This window comes from Protaetiibacter intestinalis (genome assembly GCF_003627075.1).
GTDB classification, from domain to species: Bacteria; Actinomycetota; Actinomycetes; order Actinomycetales; family Microbacteriaceae; genus Homoserinibacter; species Homoserinibacter intestinalis.
The window spans coordinates 2,544,337-2,561,187 of the sequence record NZ_CP032630.1; the positions used below are offsets into that span (position 1 = coordinate 2,544,337).

Annotated in this window: 15 protein-coding genes; 7 read left to right on the plus strand and 8 right to left on the minus strand. The window is 71.6% G+C overall.

From position 1 onward, the window contains the following. The first annotated feature begins 43 nt into the window (after nt 1-43). Entirely contained in the window at nt 44-1,099 is a 1,056-nt protein-coding gene (locus D7I47_RS12040; protein ID WP_227000988.1) for an aminotransferase class V-fold PLP-dependent enzyme, read from the plus strand. On the opposite strand, the gene D7I47_RS12045 is transcribed toward D7I47_RS12040, so the two are convergent. Continuing rightward, entirely contained in the window at nt 1,088-1,804 is a 717-nt protein-coding gene (locus D7I47_RS12045; protein ID WP_157981723.1) for an aspartate/glutamate racemase family protein, read from the minus strand. The genes D7I47_RS12040 and D7I47_RS12045 overlap by 12 nt on opposite strands. Before the next feature lie 127 nt (nt 1,805-1,931). On the opposite strand from D7I47_RS12045, the gene D7I47_RS12050 reads away from it, so the two are divergent. Next, entirely contained in the window at nt 1,932-3,317 is a 1,386-nt protein-coding gene (locus D7I47_RS12050; RefSeq protein WP_120763282.1) for a glycine--tRNA ligase, read from the plus strand. Next, nucleotides 3,314-4,285 (plus strand): CPBP family intramembrane glutamic endopeptidase, encoded by a 972-nt coding sequence (locus D7I47_RS12055; RefSeq protein WP_120763283.1) that lies wholly within the window; start codon nt 3,314-3,316, stop codon nt 4,283-4,285. The genes D7I47_RS12050 and D7I47_RS12055 overlap by 4 nt, the downstream gene beginning before the upstream one ends. Here D7I47_RS12055 and D7I47_RS12060 read toward each other — a convergent pair. Continuing rightward, nucleotides 4,282-5,556: a polysaccharide pyruvyl transferase family protein gene (locus D7I47_RS12060; RefSeq protein ID WP_120763284.1), complete on the minus strand. Its 1,275-nt coding sequence runs from the start codon at nt 5,554-5,556 to the stop codon at nt 4,282-4,284. The genes D7I47_RS12055 and D7I47_RS12060 overlap by 4 nt on opposite strands. A gap of 140 nt (nt 5,557-5,696) precedes the next feature. Between D7I47_RS12060 and D7I47_RS12065 the strand changes: the two genes are divergently transcribed. The 4 genes from D7I47_RS12065 to D7I47_RS12080 all read left to right on the plus strand — a co-directional run bounded on the left by D7I47_RS12065 (nt 5,697) and on the right by D7I47_RS12080 (nt 10,101). Further along, on the plus strand, nt 5,697-6,254 hold the full coding sequence (locus D7I47_RS12065) for an acyltransferase (protein WP_120763285.1): 558 nt from the start codon (nt 5,697-5,699) through the stop codon (nt 6,252-6,254). Next, nucleotides 6,251-7,423 (plus strand): glycosyltransferase family protein, encoded by a 1,173-nt coding sequence (locus tag D7I47_RS14795; RefSeq protein WP_157981724.1) that lies wholly within the window; start codon nt 6,251-6,253, stop codon nt 7,421-7,423. The genes D7I47_RS12065 and D7I47_RS14795 overlap by 4 nt, the downstream gene beginning before the upstream one ends. A 228-nt stretch (nt 7,424-7,651) precedes the next feature. After that, the gene (locus D7I47_RS12075; RefSeq protein ID WP_120763287.1) at nt 7,652-9,136 is read left to right on the plus strand and encodes a sugar transferase; all 1,485 of its coding nucleotides are present in this window, start codon (nt 7,652-7,654) and stop codon (nt 9,134-9,136) included. An 11-nt stretch (nt 9,137-9,147) separates the two neighbouring features. Beyond that, on the plus strand, nt 9,148-10,101 hold the full coding sequence (locus D7I47_RS12080) for a glycosyltransferase (protein ID WP_120763288.1): 954 nt from the start codon (nt 9,148-9,150) through the stop codon (nt 10,099-10,101). 21 nt (nt 10,102-10,122) lie between these two features. On the opposite strand, the gene D7I47_RS12085 is transcribed toward D7I47_RS12080, so the two are convergent. Genes D7I47_RS12085 through D7I47_RS12105 form a run of 6 tightly spaced genes read right to left on the minus strand, consistent with a single transcriptional unit; the run spans nt 10,123 to nt 16,726 of the window. After that, nucleotides 10,123-11,271: a right-handed parallel beta-helix repeat-containing protein gene (locus D7I47_RS12085; protein ID WP_120763289.1), complete on the minus strand. Its 1,149-nt coding sequence runs from the start codon at nt 11,269-11,271 to the stop codon at nt 10,123-10,125. Next, nucleotides 11,268-12,107, minus strand: coding sequence for a GDSL-type esterase/lipase family protein (locus D7I47_RS12090; RefSeq protein WP_157981725.1), 840 nt, complete (start codon nt 12,105-12,107; stop codon nt 11,268-11,270). The genes D7I47_RS12085 and D7I47_RS12090 overlap by 4 nt, the downstream gene beginning before the upstream one ends. Before the next feature lie 50 nt (nt 12,108-12,157). Then, complete coding sequence (locus D7I47_RS12095; protein ID WP_170154381.1) at nt 12,158-13,684, minus strand: lipopolysaccharide biosynthesis protein; 1,527 nt, start codon at nt 13,682-13,684, stop codon at nt 12,158-12,160. Further along, nucleotides 13,681-14,520, minus strand: coding sequence for a glycosyltransferase (locus D7I47_RS12100; RefSeq protein ID WP_157981726.1), 840 nt, complete (start codon nt 14,518-14,520; stop codon nt 13,681-13,683). Before D7I47_RS12100 ends, D7I47_RS12095 begins: the two co-directional genes overlap by 4 nt. Next, nucleotides 14,517-15,926: an O-antigen ligase family protein gene (locus tag D7I47_RS14800; protein ID WP_157981727.1), complete on the minus strand. Its 1,410-nt coding sequence runs from the start codon at nt 15,924-15,926 to the stop codon at nt 14,517-14,519. The genes D7I47_RS12100 and D7I47_RS14800 overlap by 4 nt, the downstream gene beginning before the upstream one ends. 14 nt (nt 15,927-15,940) lie before the next feature. Beyond that, the gene (locus D7I47_RS12105) at nt 15,941-16,726 is read right to left on the minus strand and encodes a YveK family protein (RefSeq protein ID WP_120763292.1); all 786 of its coding nucleotides are present in this window, start codon (nt 16,724-16,726) and stop codon (nt 15,941-15,943) included. Nucleotides 16,727-16,851 lie beyond the last annotated feature (125 nt).

Genomic DNA, 16,851 nt, shown 5'->3' on the forward strand with positions numbered 1-16,851 from the left:
CCTTGTGCGATAGATGACGCCGACGCACCCTGGAAGGGTGAGCATCCTGACCGCGCCCTCCCGAGCCCTGGCCGACGCGATCGCGGAGTTCGGCGAACCGCGCGGCTACGTCGCGACCGCGTCGATCGGCATCCCGCCCCGCCGAACCGTCGACGCCCTCCGCGCCGACCTCGACGCCTGGGCGCGCGCCGACCGCGACCCCCAGGGCTACGACTCGGTGGCCGAGCGCACCCGCGCGAGCTACGCGCGCCTCGTCTGCGTCGACGCGTCGCGGGTGGCGATCGGATCTCAGACCTCGGTGCTCGCCTCGCTCGTCGCGGCATCCGTGCCCGAGGGCGCCGAGGTGCTCGTCGCCGAGCGCGACTTCTCCTCCCTCGTCATGCCGTTCACGCAGACCCCCGGCGCCCGCGTCCGCTCCGCGCCGATCGAGCGCCTCGCGGACGCCGTCACCGCCGACACCTTCCTCGTCGTGTTCTCGCTCGTGCAGTCGGCCACCGGCTACGTCGCGGACGCCGCGGCGATCCGCGAGGCGGCCGGGCGTCACGGCGCGCTCACCCTGTGCGACACCACCCAGGCCGCCGGCGTGCTCCCCGTCGACGCGAGCGACTTCGACCTCACGATCTGCCACGCCTACAAGTGGCTGTGCTCACCGCGCGGGGTCGCGTTCCTGACCGTCGGCCCGAAGGCGGACGCCGTGCTGCACCCCCGTCAGAGCGGCTGGTACGCGGGCGACGACGTCTGGCGCAGCTGCTACGGCACCGACATCACGCTCGCCCGCGACGCACGCCGCTTCGACGTGTCACCCGCCTGGCAGGCGTGGATCGGCGCCGAGCAGTCGATCGGACTGTTCGCGGGGCTCGACATCGCCGAGGTGTGGGACCGCTCGGCGTCGCTCGGCGAGCTGCTCTGCCACGAGCTCGACCTGCCCCCGCAGCGGCAGGCGATCGTGTCGTGGCCCGACCCCGACGGCTCGCAGCTGGCACGCATGACGGCTGCCGGCATCCGCATCTCGGGGCGCGCCGGGCGGGCGCGCGCCTCGTTCCACCTGTGGAACACCGAGGACGACGTCGCCGAGATCGTGGCGGCGCTACGAGGCTGACCCGCCGAGGGCGAGCCGCGCGGCCGCGCGGGCATGGGCGTGCGTCGAGTCGACGACCGGCAGCACGCCGTGCCCGATCCGGTCGGGACCGTACAGCACGAGGTCGGTGCAGCCGAGGATGACGCTGTCGGCGCCCGCCGCGGCGAGCTCGTCGACGGCGTCCTGCAGCACGCGCAACGACTCGGGCGTCTGCACCCCGCGGATCGCCTCGCGCCCGATGAGTGCGTCGATCCCCGCGATCCGCGCCCTCGGGGGCGTCGACACGACCGCGCCGCGCCGATCGGCGGCGGCGTGGTACCGACCGGAAGCGGCGGTGCGGGCCGTCGAGAGCAGACCCGGACGTGCGAACCCCGCGTCGACGGCGGCGTCGACCGTCGCCGCGAAGATGTCGAGGATCGGCAGCACCTGCTCGGCGGCGCCCTCGAGGATGATGCTGCCCGTGTTGGAGGTGACGACCAGGAAGTCGGCGCCCGCCGCCCGCAGCGAGCGCGCGACGGCGAGGATGAGGGCCTCCGCCTCGGCCTTGCGGCCCGCGACGTCGAGGGCGAAGAACGCGTCGGTGTCGAGGGATGCGGTCACGCTGCGGAGCGTGTTGACGGTGCCGAGCTGCGCGGTCGGCACCGCCGCGTGCAGTTCCCGCAGGTAGACGGCATCCGTCGCGGGGGCGAAGCCGATGATGCCGGGGACGAGGCGCTGCGGGGTCACCCGCCGAGCGTGGCACGGCGACGCGGGCCGCGACAGGCGCATTCGCCACACTCCCGGGTCGGTAGGCTGGGGGTTCTCACCTCTCAGACCGCGCAAGCCGGCGCGGCCCATCCTCAGGAGCACCCCCGTGGCGACGCCCAACCCCCTCGACCAGGTCATCTCCCTCGCGAAGCGCCGTGGCTTCGTCTTCCAGGCGGGTGAGATCTACGGCGGATCCCGTTCCGCCTGGGACTACGGCCCCCTCGGCACCGCGCTCAAGGAGAACATCAAGCGCGAGTGGTGGAAGTTCATGGTGCAGCGCCGTGACGACATCGTCGGCATCGACTCCTCCGTGATCCTGCCGCGGCAGGTGTGGGAGGCCTCCGGCCACGTCGAGGTGTTCTCCGACTCGCTCATCGAGTGCCTCAACTGCCACAAGCGCTACCGCGAGGACCACCTGCTCGAGGCCTACGAGGAGAAGAAGGGCCGCGCGCCCGAGAACGGCCTCGCCGACATCGTGTGCGAGAACTGCGGCACGCGCGGCCAGTGGACCGAGCCGCGCGCCTTCTCCGGACTGCTGAAGACCTTCCTCGGGCCGGTCGACGACGAGGAGGGGATGCACTACCTGCGCCCCGAGACAGCACAGGGCATCTTCGTCAACTTCGCCAACGTGCTCTCGAGCGCCCGCATGAAGCCGCCGTTCGGCATCGCCCAGATCGGCAAGAGCTTCCGCAACGAGATCACCCCCGGCAACTTCATCTTCCGCACGCGCGAGTTCGAGCAGATGGAGATGGAGTTCTTCGTGCAGCCGGGCACCGACGAGGAATGGCACCAGTACTGGATCGACGCCTCCTACGACTGGTACCGCGGCCTCGGCATCCGCGAGGAGAACCTGCGCTTCTACGAACACCCGAAGGAGAAGCTCAGCCACTACTCGAAGCGCACCGTCGACGTGGAGTACCGGTTCAACTTCGCCTCGGGCGAGTGGGGCGAGCTCATGGGTATCGCCAACCGCACCGACTTCGACCTGAAGACCCACTCGGAGCACTCCGGCAAGGACCTCTCCTACTTCGACCAGACCACGAACGAGCGCTGGGTGCCGTACGTCATCGAGCCCGCGTTCGGCCTCACCCGCGCGCTCATGGCGTTCCTCATCGACGCGTACCACGAGGACGAGGCGCCGAACGCGAAGGGCGGCACGGATGTGCGCACGGTGCTGCGGCTCGACCGTCGCCTCGCGCCCGTCAAGGCCGCCGTGCTGCCGCTGTCGCGCAACGAGCAGCTCTCGCCCGTCGCGCGCGAGCTCGCCGCCGACCTCCGCGAGGACTGGATGATCGAGTTCGACGACGCGGGCGCCATCGGCCGCCGCTACCGCCGGCAGGACGAGATCGGCACGCCGTTCGCCGTGACGGTCGACTTCGACACCCTCGAGGACAAGGCGGTCACCGTGCGCGAGCGCGACTCGATGGCGCAGGAGCGCGTGTCGCTCGACCGCCTGCACGGCTACCTCGCCGAGCGGCTGCGCGGCGCATGAGCGACGGCATCCCGTACCACCGGCTCTTCCGCACCTCGCCGAACTTCGCATGGTGGCGTCCGCTCCTCGCGGTCGTGCTGTTCGGGGTGTTCGCCGTCGTCGCGCTCATCGCCGTGAGCGTCGTCTGGATCGTCATCGCCGTCATGACCGGCCAGCTCGACCTGCTCGGCGACACTGGTTCGCTGCAGTCCGACCTCATCGCCCAGGCGACCGATGTGTCGAATCCGCTCAGCCTGTTCCTGCTGCTCGCGAGCCTCGTCGTGCTGCTGCCGCTCGTGCCCGCCGCGATGCTCTGCGCGGGTCTGCGCCCCGTGAGCCTGCGGCACTCGGTCGCGTTCCGGCTGCGCTGGGGCTGGCTCGCGCGCTGCCTCGTGCCCGCGCTCATCATCACGGTCGTCAGCACCCTCGTCTCGCTCGGGATCGCGCTCGCCGCCGGGCAGCGGATCGAGCCCGTCGCCGTGCCGGTCGTGAACCTCGTGCTCGGCCTCGTGCTCATCGTGCTGCTCGTGCCGTTCCAGGCGGCGGCCGAGGAGTACGTGTTCCGCGGACTGCTCATGCAGACGATCGGCGCGTGGGTGCGCCCGGTGTGGGTCGCGATCGTGCTGTCGACCGTGCTGTTCACGATCGGGCACACCCAGTACGAGCTGTGGGGCATGCTGAGCGTCGCCGTCATGGGCGCCGGCTTCGCGATCGTCGCGTGGCGCACCGGCGGGCTCGAGGCGGGCATCGCGCTCCACGTGGTCAACAACCTGATCGCCCTCGCCCTGCTCGCGACCGGCGCGACCGGGACGACGCAGATGAGCTCCGAGGGCTCCGGACCCGAGGCGCCCCTCCTGCAGGCGATCTTCGCGGCCGCGTTCGTGCTCTGGGTGGATCGGCTCGCGACGCGGTCGGGTATCGAGCGGGTGCGCCCGCTCCCGGTGCCCGCCCCGGTCGCGCCTCACGCTCCGGTCGCGCCGCCCGCCTAGCCGATCGCCGCCGGAACGGCCGCGAGGCCCTCGACGTTCGCCCGCGCACGCTCGACGAGCGTCGGGAGGTGATGCGCGATCGACCGGCGGATGGGCGAGTCGACCGGCAGGGCCGCGGCGACCACCTCCACGACCCGCGCGCCGAGGCCGGGCCCCGGCTCCTGGCACAGTTCCGGGGTGCCGAGTGAGGCCATGAGGCCCTCGACCTTGCCCTGTGTGGCGACCGTCACCGCGGGGACGCCCGCGAGGAGGGTCATGATCGCGAGGTGCATCCGCCCCGTCACGGTGATCTCGGCCCGGCGGGCGAGCCCACGGATCTGCGGGGGCGTGGCGAGGTGCTCCACGAGCACCACGCCGGCGTCGTCGGCGACGTCGACGAGGCGTCGGCAGATCGGCAGATCGTCGGCCCCTGGGCGGGAGACGTGTGGCAGCACGACGACTCCGAGCCCCTGCTCGCGGAGCGCGCGCACGATCGGCAGGTACTCGGCGAGCTGCGGTTCCACGTCGCCCACGAGACCACTCGCGTTCACGATCGCGAACGGGGCGTCGCCGAGCCGCGCGGAGAGCTCCTCGGCGAGGAGATCGTCGGCCTCCCGGGCTGCGAAGACGATGTCGGCGGTGAGCCGTGGCTCGGCGAAGCCGTCGCGCGCGGCGCGTTCGGCCGAGATCGGATCGCGCAGCAGCATCCGCACGCCCCCCGCCTCGGCGCGCAGCACGGCGGCGAGGGCCTCCGGGTGCGGCGCGGCGTTCCAGCTGAAGCCGAGGATGCGTGCGTCGACGCCCCGACGCGCGGCGAGTCGGGCCGCATCCGCGCGCGCGATCGAGGCGCCCGTGACGTAGGCGCCGTCCATCACATCCGCCCCGACGATGCTCAGTGAACGCGCGTCGCGCAACAGCCCCGCGAAGGCGCGCACGTCACGCGCGTGACCGAGCGCCCCGCCGTAGATGAGCGAGGGCAGAGCGACCGTGACGACCCGATCGAGCTCGGCCTCGGGGATCGTGATGTCGCCCGCGCGCCGGGTGATGACCGTCACCGGCCCCGGCACCTGCTCGAGGAACGCCTCGACGAGCGCCTGGTCCCCGATGTTGCCGTGGCCGGGGGGCGCGACGAGCAGGTGCCGGTCCGCGTTGGGGCGCGCGCGTGCGGGAACGCTCGCTGCGGCGATGGCACCCGCGGCACGGCGTAGCGCGGTACCGCGGACGAGCCCGCGGGCGCCCGTGACCAGTCGGCGTGACAGCGGAATAGGTGCGCCCGGGGGGGAGGACTGCATGTCGTGACGATAGCCGCGGGATGTTGCTGCGGAGGGACGCCGTGTAAACGCGACGTAAATTCCCTGTGCCCCCGCTTCGGGGGGGTACGGGTTCGTGGTTATCGTGGGCTCCGCGGGATGGACCCCGACAAGGAGACGTGATGAACACGCTCGAATTTCTGATGGGTCTGCAACGCGCCAGGGACGCCGCGTTCAGTATGTTGGCGGCGAGGGGCTTCCACTCCTTCGGGCGTGGATCGCGCATCCTGCTGCCCTTCCGCACGGGCAACCCCGACCTGATCTCGATCGGCTCGGGCGTCATCGTCGGGGCGGGCTCGTGGCTCATGTCGCCCGCACGCGAGCATCCGGGGCCCGTCATCGAGCTGCACGATCGCGCGCGGATCAATCAGACCTCGATCACGGCCGTGCAGAGCGTGGTCATCGAGGAGGGCGTCGACATCGCCCGCGGGTGCTACATCACCGACCACTCCCACAGCTTCGAGCGAGGCGACATCCCGATCCGCGACCAGCCGCTCGCGCGGGTGGCCCCCGTGCGGATCTGCCGGGGCGCCTGGCTCGGGCAGAACGTCGTGGTGCTGCCCGGAGTGACGATCGGCGAGAACGCCGTGGTGGGCGCCAACAGCGTGGTGCGCGACGACGTGCCGGCGAGGGCGGTCGTCGCGGGTGCGCCGGCCCGCGTGATCAGGCAACTGGCATGAGCCCGCGCGCCGGCCACGACGTGGTCTTCACCTTCTCCTACGAGACGTGGGACGACGCGGTGCGGCGCGGGATGATGCGTCCCCCCGATCGTCTGGCGGCAGCGCTCATCGCCGATCCCGCCGTGCGGGACGTGATCGTCGCGAACCCGTTCCGCTGGCTCCCGACCCTGCTCGCCCGGCGTCTCACCGGGGCGGGTGCGCCTTTCCCCGCGGTCGCGGGGCGGCACCTCGCGCAGCCGTGGCGATTGCGAGACCGCCGCGACCCGATCGAGCCGGACGCGCTCGAGGAGCGCTACCGCGCCTACGGGCGGGCGCTCGGACGGGCCGCCAGGCGCCACGGGCATAGCGGGCCCGTGATGTTGACGACGCATCCGCTCGTCGCCGGATTCGCCCAGCCCGAGTGGGCGGAGCGCGTCGTGTACTTCGGCCGCGACGACTGGACCAGCTTCCCGGGTCGATCGGAGTACTGGCCCGCCTACCGCGAGGCCTATCGGCGGATCGCACAGAGCGGCATGCCGGTCGCCGCGGTTTCCGCGCAGATCATCGAGCGCATCGCGCCCTCCGGTCCGGCGGCGGTCGTGCCGAACGGTGTCGAGGTCGCCGAGTGGACGGGACCGCGTCCGGCCGCACCCGACTGGTTCGCGGCGTTGCCCGCCCCGCGTGCGGTCTACGTCGGCACGATCGACGAGCGCCTCGACGCGGAGGGTGTCGCGGAGCTCGCGCGCGCCCGCCCGGGCGTGACGATCGTGCTGCTCGGCCACGTCGCGGCGCCCGCGCACCTCGCGCCGGTCGAGGGCATCCCGAACGTCATCGTGCACCCGGCCGTGGGGCGCGCCGAGCTCGTCGCGGTGCTGCGCGATGCCGAGGCAGCCCTCGTCGCCCACCGCGTGACCCCGCTCACCGAGGCCATGAGCCCGCTCAAGGCCTACGAGTACCTCGCCGCCGGCGCCCCCGTGCTCTCTGTCGACCTGCCGCCCATGCACGGGATCGACCCGCGCGTGCGGCTCGTGCCCCGGGTGCGCGACTTCGGGGACGCGATCGACGAGGTGATCGCCGCGGGCCGCGCCGACGAGGAGGAGCGGATGCGTTTCGTCGCCCGCAACTCCTGGGAGTCGCGGCACCGTGACGTCTTCGAGCTGCTCTTCGCGCGCTCGAATGTGTCGGGCTGATTTCGCCGACGCGAACTCCCCGTAACGAAACCCCGCCCACCATTGCCACCCCCCGGACGGGGGGCTAACGTCATGCCCGTACCCACTCTCCGGATGCATCCCGATTGCCGCCGGATGGACCGCTCTGGTCATCCGAAACGCTGTCACCGCAGACATCCGCGCGGTACTTCCGCTGCCTGACGTGTCGCGCGGAGTCTTCGAGTCCCCCCGCTCGAAAGGCACCGCTGCATGTCCGGTCTCACCCCTGCTCTGTCGACCCCTTCGCTGACCGCGGGCCCTGCCCGCGTGGTCGCCCAGCCCATCCGGCTCGCCTGGCCCGGTCGGCTCACGCGCGCGCTCGTCGTCACCGACATGCTCGCGATCGCCGTGAGCCTCATGGTGGCGCAGCTCGTGCGCTTCGGCGCCCCGCCGGCCGGCCGCCCCGCCATGGAGTCCCTCTACCTGTGGGTGGCCGTCGCCATCGCGGTGCTGTGGCTCGTGACCCTCTCGGCGACGCGATCCCGCGACACCCGCGTGATCGGCGTCGGCGTGCTCGAGTACCAGCGGGTGCTCAACGCGACGCTCTGGACCTTCGGCCTGCTCGCGATCCTCGCCTTCATCGCGCAGCTCGACGTCGCCCGCGGCTACCTCGCGGTGGCCCTGCCGGTCGGTCTCGTGCTGCTGCTCGGCGGGCGGGTGGTGTGGCGGCGCACGCTCGTCGCCCTGCGACGCTCGGGTCGCTGCCTGACCGGCGCGATCGTGGTGGGGCCCGCGGCGGACGTGCGGCGCGTGGTCGCCCAGCTGCAGGTCAACCTGCGGGCCGGCTACCGTCCGATCGCCGTGGTCGTGACCGATGGCAGGCGCCTGAAGGAGTGGGTCGACAGCATTCCGGAGATCCCGATCGACGAGCTCCCGGCCATCTCGCGCCGCACCCGCACGCGCGCCGTCATGATCGCGGGCAACCTCCCGGGAGGACGCGAGCAGATCCGCGAGATCGGCTGGCAGCTCGAGAACGCGCGCACGGAGCTCATCCTCGTGTCCCGTCTCACCGACGTCGCCGGACCGCGTATGCATCTGCGACCTGTGCAGGACCTGCCCATGGTGCACGTCGACCTGCCGCAGTACACCGGCGTCAACCACGCCATCAAGCGTGTGATGGATGTCGTGGCCGCCGGTGCGGCGCTCGTGCTGCTCGCGCCCCTGCTGGCCTTCCTCGCGATGTCGATCCGGCTCTCGAGCGACGGGCCCGTCATCTTCCGGCAGACCCGCGTCGGCCTGAAGGGCACCACCTTCACCATGTTCAAGTTCCGCTCCATGGTCGTCGACGCCGAGGCCCGGCTCGCGGAGCTCCAGGCCGAGCGCGATGCCGGCAACGCCGTGCTCTTCAAGATCAAGGACGACCCGCGGATCACGCCCATCGGGCGCATCATGCGTCGCTACTCGCTCGACGAGCTCCCGCAGTTCATGAACGTGCTGCTCGGAGACATGAGCCTCATCGGACCCCGTCCGCCGCTGCCCGCCGAGGTCGAGATGTACGAGGACCGGGTGAACCGGCGCCTCCTCATCAAGCCCGGCATCACGGGCCTGTGGCAGGTGTCGGGCCGCTCGAACCTCAGTTGGGAGGACAGCGTCAAGCTCGACCTCTCCTACGTCGAGAACTGGTCGGTCACCGGGGACCTCGTGATCTTGCTCAAGACCGCGCGAGCGGTGTTCCGCAAGGAAGGCGCCTACTGAATGGAGATCCGATGAACCAGACCCTGCTCATCTGCTCGGGGGGCGGTCACCTCAAGCAGCTGTACGCCCTCGCCCCGCGCCTCGGCATCGCCCCGGAGCAGCAGCTCTGGGCGACGTTCGAGAACGGCCTGTCGACGAGCCTTCTGGAGGGACGCGACACGGTCTTCGTGCCGTTCGCCGCCCCCCGCGACGCCTGGAACACGGCGCGCATCGCCCAGGTGGTCCGCAAGCTGCTCGCAAGCCGCGACATCGACCGCGTCGTCAGCACGGGGGCGAGCCCCGCAGTCGCGGCGCTCCCGCAGGCGACGATGCGCGGCATCCCCTCGCACTACATCGAGAGCGCGGCGCGTGCGGACGGCCCCTCGCTGTCGGCCAAGATCGTCTCGCGCTTCCCGCGCGTGCACACCTACACCCAGTATCCGGCGTGGGCGGACGGGCACTGGCAGTTCCGCGGCGCCATCTTCGACGCCTACGACGCGGGTGACCCCGTCGAGGTGCCCCGGCTGCGCAAGGTCGTGGTCTCGCTCGGCACGCAGGACGGCTATCCCTTCGACCGCCTCGTCGCGGCCCTCGCCCCGCTCGTCGCGGATGCCGAGGTGCTGTGGCAGACGGGCCCGCACGACGTCTCGCGCTTCGGCGTCGAGGGCCGGGCGACGGTCCCGCACGCCGAGCTCACCGCGGCGATCGAGGAGGCCGACCTCGTCGTCGCCCACGCGGGCGTCGGGGCGGCCGTCACCGCGATCGAGGCGGGCAAGTGCCCCGTGCTCGTGCCACGCCTGGCGCGGCATCACGAGCACATCGACGACCATCAGGTCCAGATCGCCCAGGAGCTCGCGCGCCGTGGGCTCGCCGTGCACGCGACGCCGGAGCAGCTCAGCTCGGAACTGCTGCTCGATGCCGCGCGTCGTTCCACGCGCACGGTCGGGGCGGCTCCCTTCGCCCTCGACGAGCAGCTCGCGGCCTGACGGGGGAGCGGGGGCGGTCGCTCAGGGGGCGGCCGCCCCCGCGACGTCGTCCGGGATGGTCTCGCCGTCGATCCCGGTGATGGGCGCGTCGGGCCGGGCGGCGGCGTCGATGCGCACCTCGTCGGCGTTGAGGGGCGCGAGGTCGCCCGCCGCGCGGTCGCGCACCTCGAGGGTTCCCGTCCGGTTGCCGTCGGCACCCAACCAGGCCGGTTCTGCGCACATCTTCTGGTTCCAGGCGAGCACGAGTGAACGGGTGATCCGGGAGCCGCACTCGCTGAGATAGCCGACGATGTTGCGGTCGAACACCGCACCGGGCGCCGAGCCCCAGCGCACCGAGCCGTCGAGGAACGTGTTGTTCCGCACCACGAGCCCGTCCACGGCCTGCTCTCGGAACTCGGCCGCCGAACCGCCGCCGCAGCGCTCGGTCTTGACCACGCAGCCCTGCACGTAGTTGGCCTCGACGAGCAGACCCTGGATGCCCCGCCCGCCTCCGGAGATGATGATCCCGGCGTTGTAGCAGTTGGCGAGCCGGTTGCCGCGGAGCACGACATCCGCGATGTCGAAGAGCTGGATGCAGTCGGCGTGGCGGCCGTTGTCGACCTCCTGGTCGTAGTCGCGTACCGTCGACCCCTCGACGACGACGTCGCTGGCCCCCGCGATCTGCAGGCCGTCGACCGAGCTTCCCCCCTCGAAGAGCGAATCGATGATGCGCACGTGGTCGGCGCGCACGAACATCCCGCTGCCGGTGACGTGCAGACGCTCGGCGCGCCCGCCGTCCGCGCCGGGGTCGAACGCCGTGAGACCGCGCACGGTGAGGTCGACGAGGTGCACGGCCGGCGCTGAGATCCGCAGGCGGTCGATGACGGGGGCGGCATCGGGTGCCGTCGTGAGGACGAGAGGAACCGCGAACTCGGCGAAGCGACCGTTTCCGGAGATCTCGAGCGATCCGTAGTCTCCTGTGCCGAACTCGATCCGGGTGTTCGAGGAGGCCCGGGCGAGCGCCGTCTCGAAGCCGCACGGGTGGGCCGCCGTGCAATCGCCTGTGCCGTCCGGGAGCACCGACAGGACGACGGGCGCCGCGTCCACCGCGGGGGTGGGTTCGGCGGTGCAGGCGGTGAGCGCAACGATCGCGACGACCATCGCGAAGAGGGTGGGGAGGCGCGAGGTCATCCGTTTGCGGTCGGCAGCTCGGCGAGGGCCGACCAGACGAGCGAGGCGATCACCCGCTGGCCGGCCTCGGAGGGGTGGAAGTAGTCGACGGTGGAGAGCTCGCCGGAATCGAAGGGGTGGTCGTGGACGACTCCACCGTCCGTCCTGCACTTCGGCAGCAACCCGCACAGCTCGGCGATCGCGGCGTTGTACTCGTCGACGCGCGTGGAGACGGCGGCACGACGGCCGGATGCGGTGGCCCCCGTGTCGTCGGCATCGCCCAGCAACGAGCGGCAGGCGGGCGTCGAGCCCCAGGCGCGAAGCGCCTGCGGGGTGCCGTGGCCCTGCTCCCAGACGTTCTCGAGATCGGGCACGAGCACGGCGAGGATCGCCGGGTCCGAGTCCGCGTGCAGCGCATTCAGCAGTCGACCGTACTGGTCGCGGAAGGTCGCGATGTCCGTCATCTCGTCGAGGGAGGGCGCGCAGGCATCGTTGGCCCCCAGGAACACCACGACGAGCTGCGCGTGCTCGGCGAGGATCGTGTCGAGGTTGCCGAGCGCGGTCGACACCCGCGCGCCGTCGCGGGCGAGCGCGCTCACGACGGCGCCCGGATTCTGCGCGGTGGCCCGCACGGCGAGCGAGTCGACGTCCGATCCTCCTGTCGCCCACGATGCCGCACCGCAGATGCGTTCCTCGCGCGTGCAGGCGTTGACGCCGAGGGTCACGGAGTCTCCCAGCACGAGGATCTGTTCCACCTCGTCGATGATCGCGGGCCGCGTCGGACCGACCGGGCTCGGCTCGTCGACGACGACGGGACGGGTGCCGGCGGTCTCCGGCGTGCAGGCGCTCAGAGCCACGGCCGCGAGGAGGAGGGCCGTCGACGCGCGCAGGGGGGGAAGGTGTCGAGTCACGCCTCCGCGCCCTCCGGCGTCGGGGTGCTCGCAGGGGCGGAACGCCGGCGCACGAGCGCGACGAAGCCGACGATTCGCCGCAGGTCTCGACGATAGGCGGGGATGAGGCACACGAGCGCGAGAGGTACGAGGCCCGCCCCGCATCCCGCGAGGAGCTCGAGCACGGCCGGCCCGTCGACGAACTGCAGCGCGAGGAACGCGGCGCCGAAGGCGGGGAGCGCGGCGAGTGCGGGACGCGCGAGCGGCCCGACGATGTCGGTGCCGCGCACGAAGGTACCGCGGATGGCGAACCAGAAGCCCGGCACCGCGAGCACGAGCGTCGTGAGGCTGTAGACGAGAGCGACACCCGCGATGCCACCCCACCACACTCCGAAGAAGAAGCCCGCGATCACGAGCGGGCGCGTGATGGCGTAGTAGATCAGTTGACGATGGGCACGCTCGAGGGTGAGGTAGAGCCAGCCCTGCACGCTGCCGACGGCCTGCACGACCCCTGCGACGGCGAGCAGCGAGAAGACGAGGCCCGCTGGCTGCCAACCGGGGCCGAGCAGCAGCGCGATGAGGGGCCCGGAGACGGCCGCAGCCACCGCGTACGCGGGGATGGTCAGATAGCCGATCATGAGCACGGCGCCCCGGATGTAGCTGCGGAAGCGCTCCGGCTCGTCGCGGAGGGTCGACAACACGGGCAGTGCGACCCGGCCGAGCGGTCCGTTCAACTGCTGGAGGGGCAGCAGGAAGAGCGCGTACGCCCGCGAGTAGTAGCCGAGCTCCTGTGGACCGAGCTGATGGCCGATCACGACGTTGTCGAGGTTGCGGGCCGCGTAGTTCAGCAGCTGCACACCGAAGACGCTTCCCCCCGTCGAGACCAGCGGGAGGACGGCGCGTGAGATCCGCGGGGGCCCGAACCGCGGACGCGCGCTCAGCCACAGGGCGACGAGACGGTAGACCTGGCCGGCGCCGGCGAGCAGCACGAGCGACCAGACGCCCCAGCCGAGCACGGCCGCACCGATCGACAGGGCGACGCCGACGAGCATCGACCCGACGTCGATGTGGGCGAGCGTCGTGAACCGCAGTTCGCGTTGGAGCTTGGCTTGCATGGGCATCGCGATGCCGTTGATGAGCAGGGTGGGCGCGATGACGATCGTGAGGAGCACGAGCTGCGGTTCGCCGTACAACAACGCGATGAGGGGGGCCGCCGCGGCGACGGCGACGGCGAGCACGGTGCCGAGCACGACGGAGAGCCACAGGGCGCTCGACCAGAGAGCCGTCGTCATGGTGCGCGTCTGGATGAGGGCCGCGGTCAGGCCGAAGTCGCGCAGCAGATCCGCGACGCCGACGATCGCCGTGATCATCGCGAGCAGACCGAAGTCGGTCGGGTCGAGCAGGCGGGCGAGCACGACGGTCGACCCCGTCTGCAGCAGGGCGCGGCCCCAGAGGCCGCCCGCCGTGACGAGGGTGCCGCGGGACGCCTTGCGGGCGAGGTCGGCGGGGGGCGCGCTGCGCTGATCCTCCTGCTGGGCGGTCATCGTCTGCTCGTCTCGTCGCGGTTCCATGCCTGCGGGCCGCGGGCTGTCGCGGCCCGCAACCGCGGGCCCACCGTGCCGACGAGGTAGACCGGCACGGCCGGCCAGAGCTGCGGGCGGCGGGCGATCCGGCCGAGCAGGCCGCCCGCGCGGCTCACCACGGATTCGGACCGCAGCTCGGGGAACCGCTCGGCGAGCTCGTCGTTGCCGCGTTGGATACGGGTGGCCCGGCGGATCTGCGCGCGCAGGGTGCGGGGCGCAGGAACCTCGAAACTGTGGCCGGGCAGCAGCGCCCGCTCGGCGGGGGAGAACAGCTGCTGCACGTAGCGGTCGTCCGCGATGACCTCTGGGAAGCGGTCGAAGCGCATCCGCCCACGGGCGGAGAGGGCGTAGACCCCCGAACCGATGTGGCCCGAGCGGCGGTAGTCGGTGTGCTCCCAGACCCGGTAGTGGGCGCGGACGAAGAGCGACGAGAAGCGGGTGTCGACGGTGAACCGGGGAGACGCGACGAGCGGGCCGTCGGAGTGCGTGAGCAGCTCCGCGAGGGCGAGCAGGGTCTCACCCGACACCCGCACATCCGCGTCGACGTAGGCGCGGGCCGCGTACCGTGCCGCCGCGTCGCCCGCGTTGAGTGCCGCGATCTTCGACCCCGTCGCGAGCTCGACGACGTCGACGCCTGCGGCCCGTGCGATCTCCGCCGTGTCGTCGCTGCACCCGTTCGCGACCACGACGAACTGCAGGGCGTCGCGCGGAATCCCGGACGTCATCCGGGCGAGGTTGACGGCGAGCACGTGCGCTTCGTCATGGGCCGGGACGATGACGGACATGCGCGCGCTCACGTTCGCACCTTCACAGCGGGCGCCGTGACCACACGGGGCGCCTCGGTGAGCAGCCACGCGCCGACCGCCCACAGCACGCACAGCACGAGCAGCGTCTGCATGAATCCGAAGGCGTCGTAGAAGAACATCGCGGCCGCGTAGCCCGCCGTCGAGACCGCGATCGCGAACGCGAGCGTGCGGTACCGCTCGGGCACGCGCCGGTCGAGGGAATGCCGCACGAGCAGCACGAACGGCACGAGTACGAAGATCGCGAGACCGATGACCCCCGCGACGCCGGAGTCCATGAGGATGCCGAGCACCTGATTGTCGAGGATGAAGCCGTTGGCGTCCTCGCCCACCACGATGCGGCCGCCGTAGCCGGTGCCGAAGACGGGATGCTGTTGGACGAGTTGGAACGCGGGCCCGAGGTCGGCGAGACGCCCCTGCCCAGCCCATCCGGGTGAGGTGTACTGCGAGGCGACGAGCGTGTCCAGGTCGAGGAACGACAGGAGCGTCTCCGAGACGGTCTTCGGGCTCGCGAAGGAGGCGAGCAGCACCATCGGGATGGTGGCGAGGGCGAGGCCCGCCGCGATCACCGGGCGCAGCACCAGGGTGACGACGAACATCGTCGCGAGCACGACGACGCCCGTGCGCGACACGGCTACCCCGATCCCGCCCAGCAGTACGACGAGCATCGCCCCGTGCACGATCGCGCGATTGACGGTGTTGCGCGGCCAGCTCGCCTCCCGCGCCAGGTAGAGCACGATCGGGATGAGCATGCACAGCATCACCGAGAGCGCGATGGGGTGCTGGGCGGAGCCGAAGGAGCGCGCACCGCCCGCCCGCCAGTCCTCGGTCGCGTCGCGCAGCAACTGGAGCGGGAGCACGTCTCCGAAACGCAGGAACACGTTGATGTGGGTCACGCGTTCGACGATCGCGAAGAAGGCGACGGTGGTTCCCCCGTAGGCGAGGAATCCGAGCGTCGCCATGACGACGCGCTCCGAGCTCAGGAATTGCCGCACGAGGAAGAACACGCTGAGGATGAACATGAGGTTCACGAGACCGCCGAACGCGGTGCCGACGAGCCCCTGCTGGGCCAGCGGCACGATGCTCACGACGATCGACAACACGAGGGTGCCGAGGAACACGGCGATCGGTACCCCGAAGGCGACCGGGCGCAGCCGCATCCGGGGATGCGCGAGCAGCACGAAGAACGCGCCGATGAGCAGCACGGCGATGAGCAGCCGGTACGGCTCCAGCTGGAACGGCAGGGGGACCGGGATCGCGTAGGTGCGGATGGGCACGAACAGGATCACCGCGAGCAGAGCCACCAGCGCCACGGTGGGGCCGGAGACGACGCGCCGAACAGCGCCCGGTGGGACGGGCGGGGTCTGCCGAGGCGCGACGACGTCCACGGGGAGCGTCATGACCGTCGCCGTCGTCAGCGCGACTCGGCCGCGTACACCGGAACGGGCCGGGTCGTCGTCGCCTCGCCGTCGCCTGCCGGGAGCACGCTCACGGGCCGCGCCGCGCGACGCCGGGACCGCGACTCGCGCACGTTCCAGACGACGAACGCCGCGACGATGAAGGCGGCGAGGACGCCGAGCCCCGTCACGACGACCGGGAGCATCGATCCGCTCTTGGTCACGTCCTCGGCAGCTCGCTGATCGAGGGTCGTCAACTGCACGCGGGATGCCGTGTCGATGTCGGCGGCGTCCTGCTCGGCCGTGACGTAGTCCTGGAAGGCGTCGGTCGCGGTGCGCGAGATGAGCTCGGCGCGTTCGGCGCCCTCGGCGGTGCCGATGACGTCGAGGATGGGAAGCGAGAAGCGCCCGGGTGAGGACTCGTCGCCGCTCGGCTGAGTGGTGCGACGCACCGCGGTGATCGTCTCGCCGTCGCCGAGGGGCCCGATCTCGGCCTCCACGGCCGCGCGGATCTGGTCGCCCGCGACGACGTAGGCGTAGACGACGGCCGTCTGCGTGAGGTCTCGGCTCTGCGGTGCCGCCGACCCGTCGACGACAGGCGTCTCGGCCTGGAAGATCGGCTGACTCGCGCTGCCGACGAGCACGGTCGTGGCCGCTCGGTAGCTCGGGACCACCCGCGACACGAGCGTGCCGTCGACGATCGTGTAGCCGGCGAAGAGGCCGGCCACGACGGCCGTGACGAGTCCGATGAGGAGGAGCCACTTCTGGCTCCAGAGGATGTGGAGGTACTTCGGGATGTCCATGCGGGAACCTTCCGATCGGGGGGAGGACATTCCGGGAGGGCGCCATTGCACGACACCGGGGGGAGGTGCGGAGGGAGTATCGGGGATTCCCTCACGCTCACCTTCGCAGGCCCCGTGTTACCGGC

Coding starts and splice junctions, on each gene's coding strand:
- D7I47_RS12065 (WP_120763285.1), top strand. CDS start 5,697: ATGAACACGCTCGAATTTCTGATGGGTCTGCAACGCGCCAGGGACGCC.
- D7I47_RS12080 (WP_120763288.1), top strand. CDS start 9,148: ATGAACCAGACCCTGCTCATCTGCTCGGGGGGCGGTCACCTCAAGCAG.
- D7I47_RS12055 (WP_120763283.1), top strand. CDS start 3,314: ATGAGCGACGGCATCCCGTACCACCGGCTCTTCCGCACCTCGCCGAAC.
- D7I47_RS14800 (WP_157981727.1), bottom strand. CDS start 15,926: ATGACGCTCCCCGTGGACGTCGTCGCGCCTCGGCAGACCCCGCCCGTC.
- D7I47_RS12075 (WP_120763287.1), top strand. CDS start 7,652: ATGTCCGGTCTCACCCCTGCTCTGTCGACCCCTTCGCTGACCGCGGGC.
- D7I47_RS12085 (WP_120763289.1), bottom strand. CDS start 11,271: ATGACCTCGCGCCTCCCCACCCTCTTCGCGATGGTCGTCGCGATCGTT.
- D7I47_RS12105 (WP_120763292.1), bottom strand. CDS start 16,726: ATGGACATCCCGAAGTACCTCCACATCCTCTGGAGCCAGAAGTGGCTC.
- D7I47_RS12095 (WP_170154381.1), bottom strand. CDS start 13,684: ATGACCGCCCAGCAGGAGGATCAGCGCAGCGCGCCCCCCGCCGACCTC.
- D7I47_RS12060 (WP_120763284.1), bottom strand. CDS start 5,556: ATGCAGTCCTCCCCCCCGGGCGCACCTATTCCGCTGTCACGCCGACTG.
- D7I47_RS14795 (WP_157981724.1), top strand. CDS start 6,251: ATGAGCCCGCGCGCCGGCCACGACGTGGTCTTCACCTTCTCCTACGAG.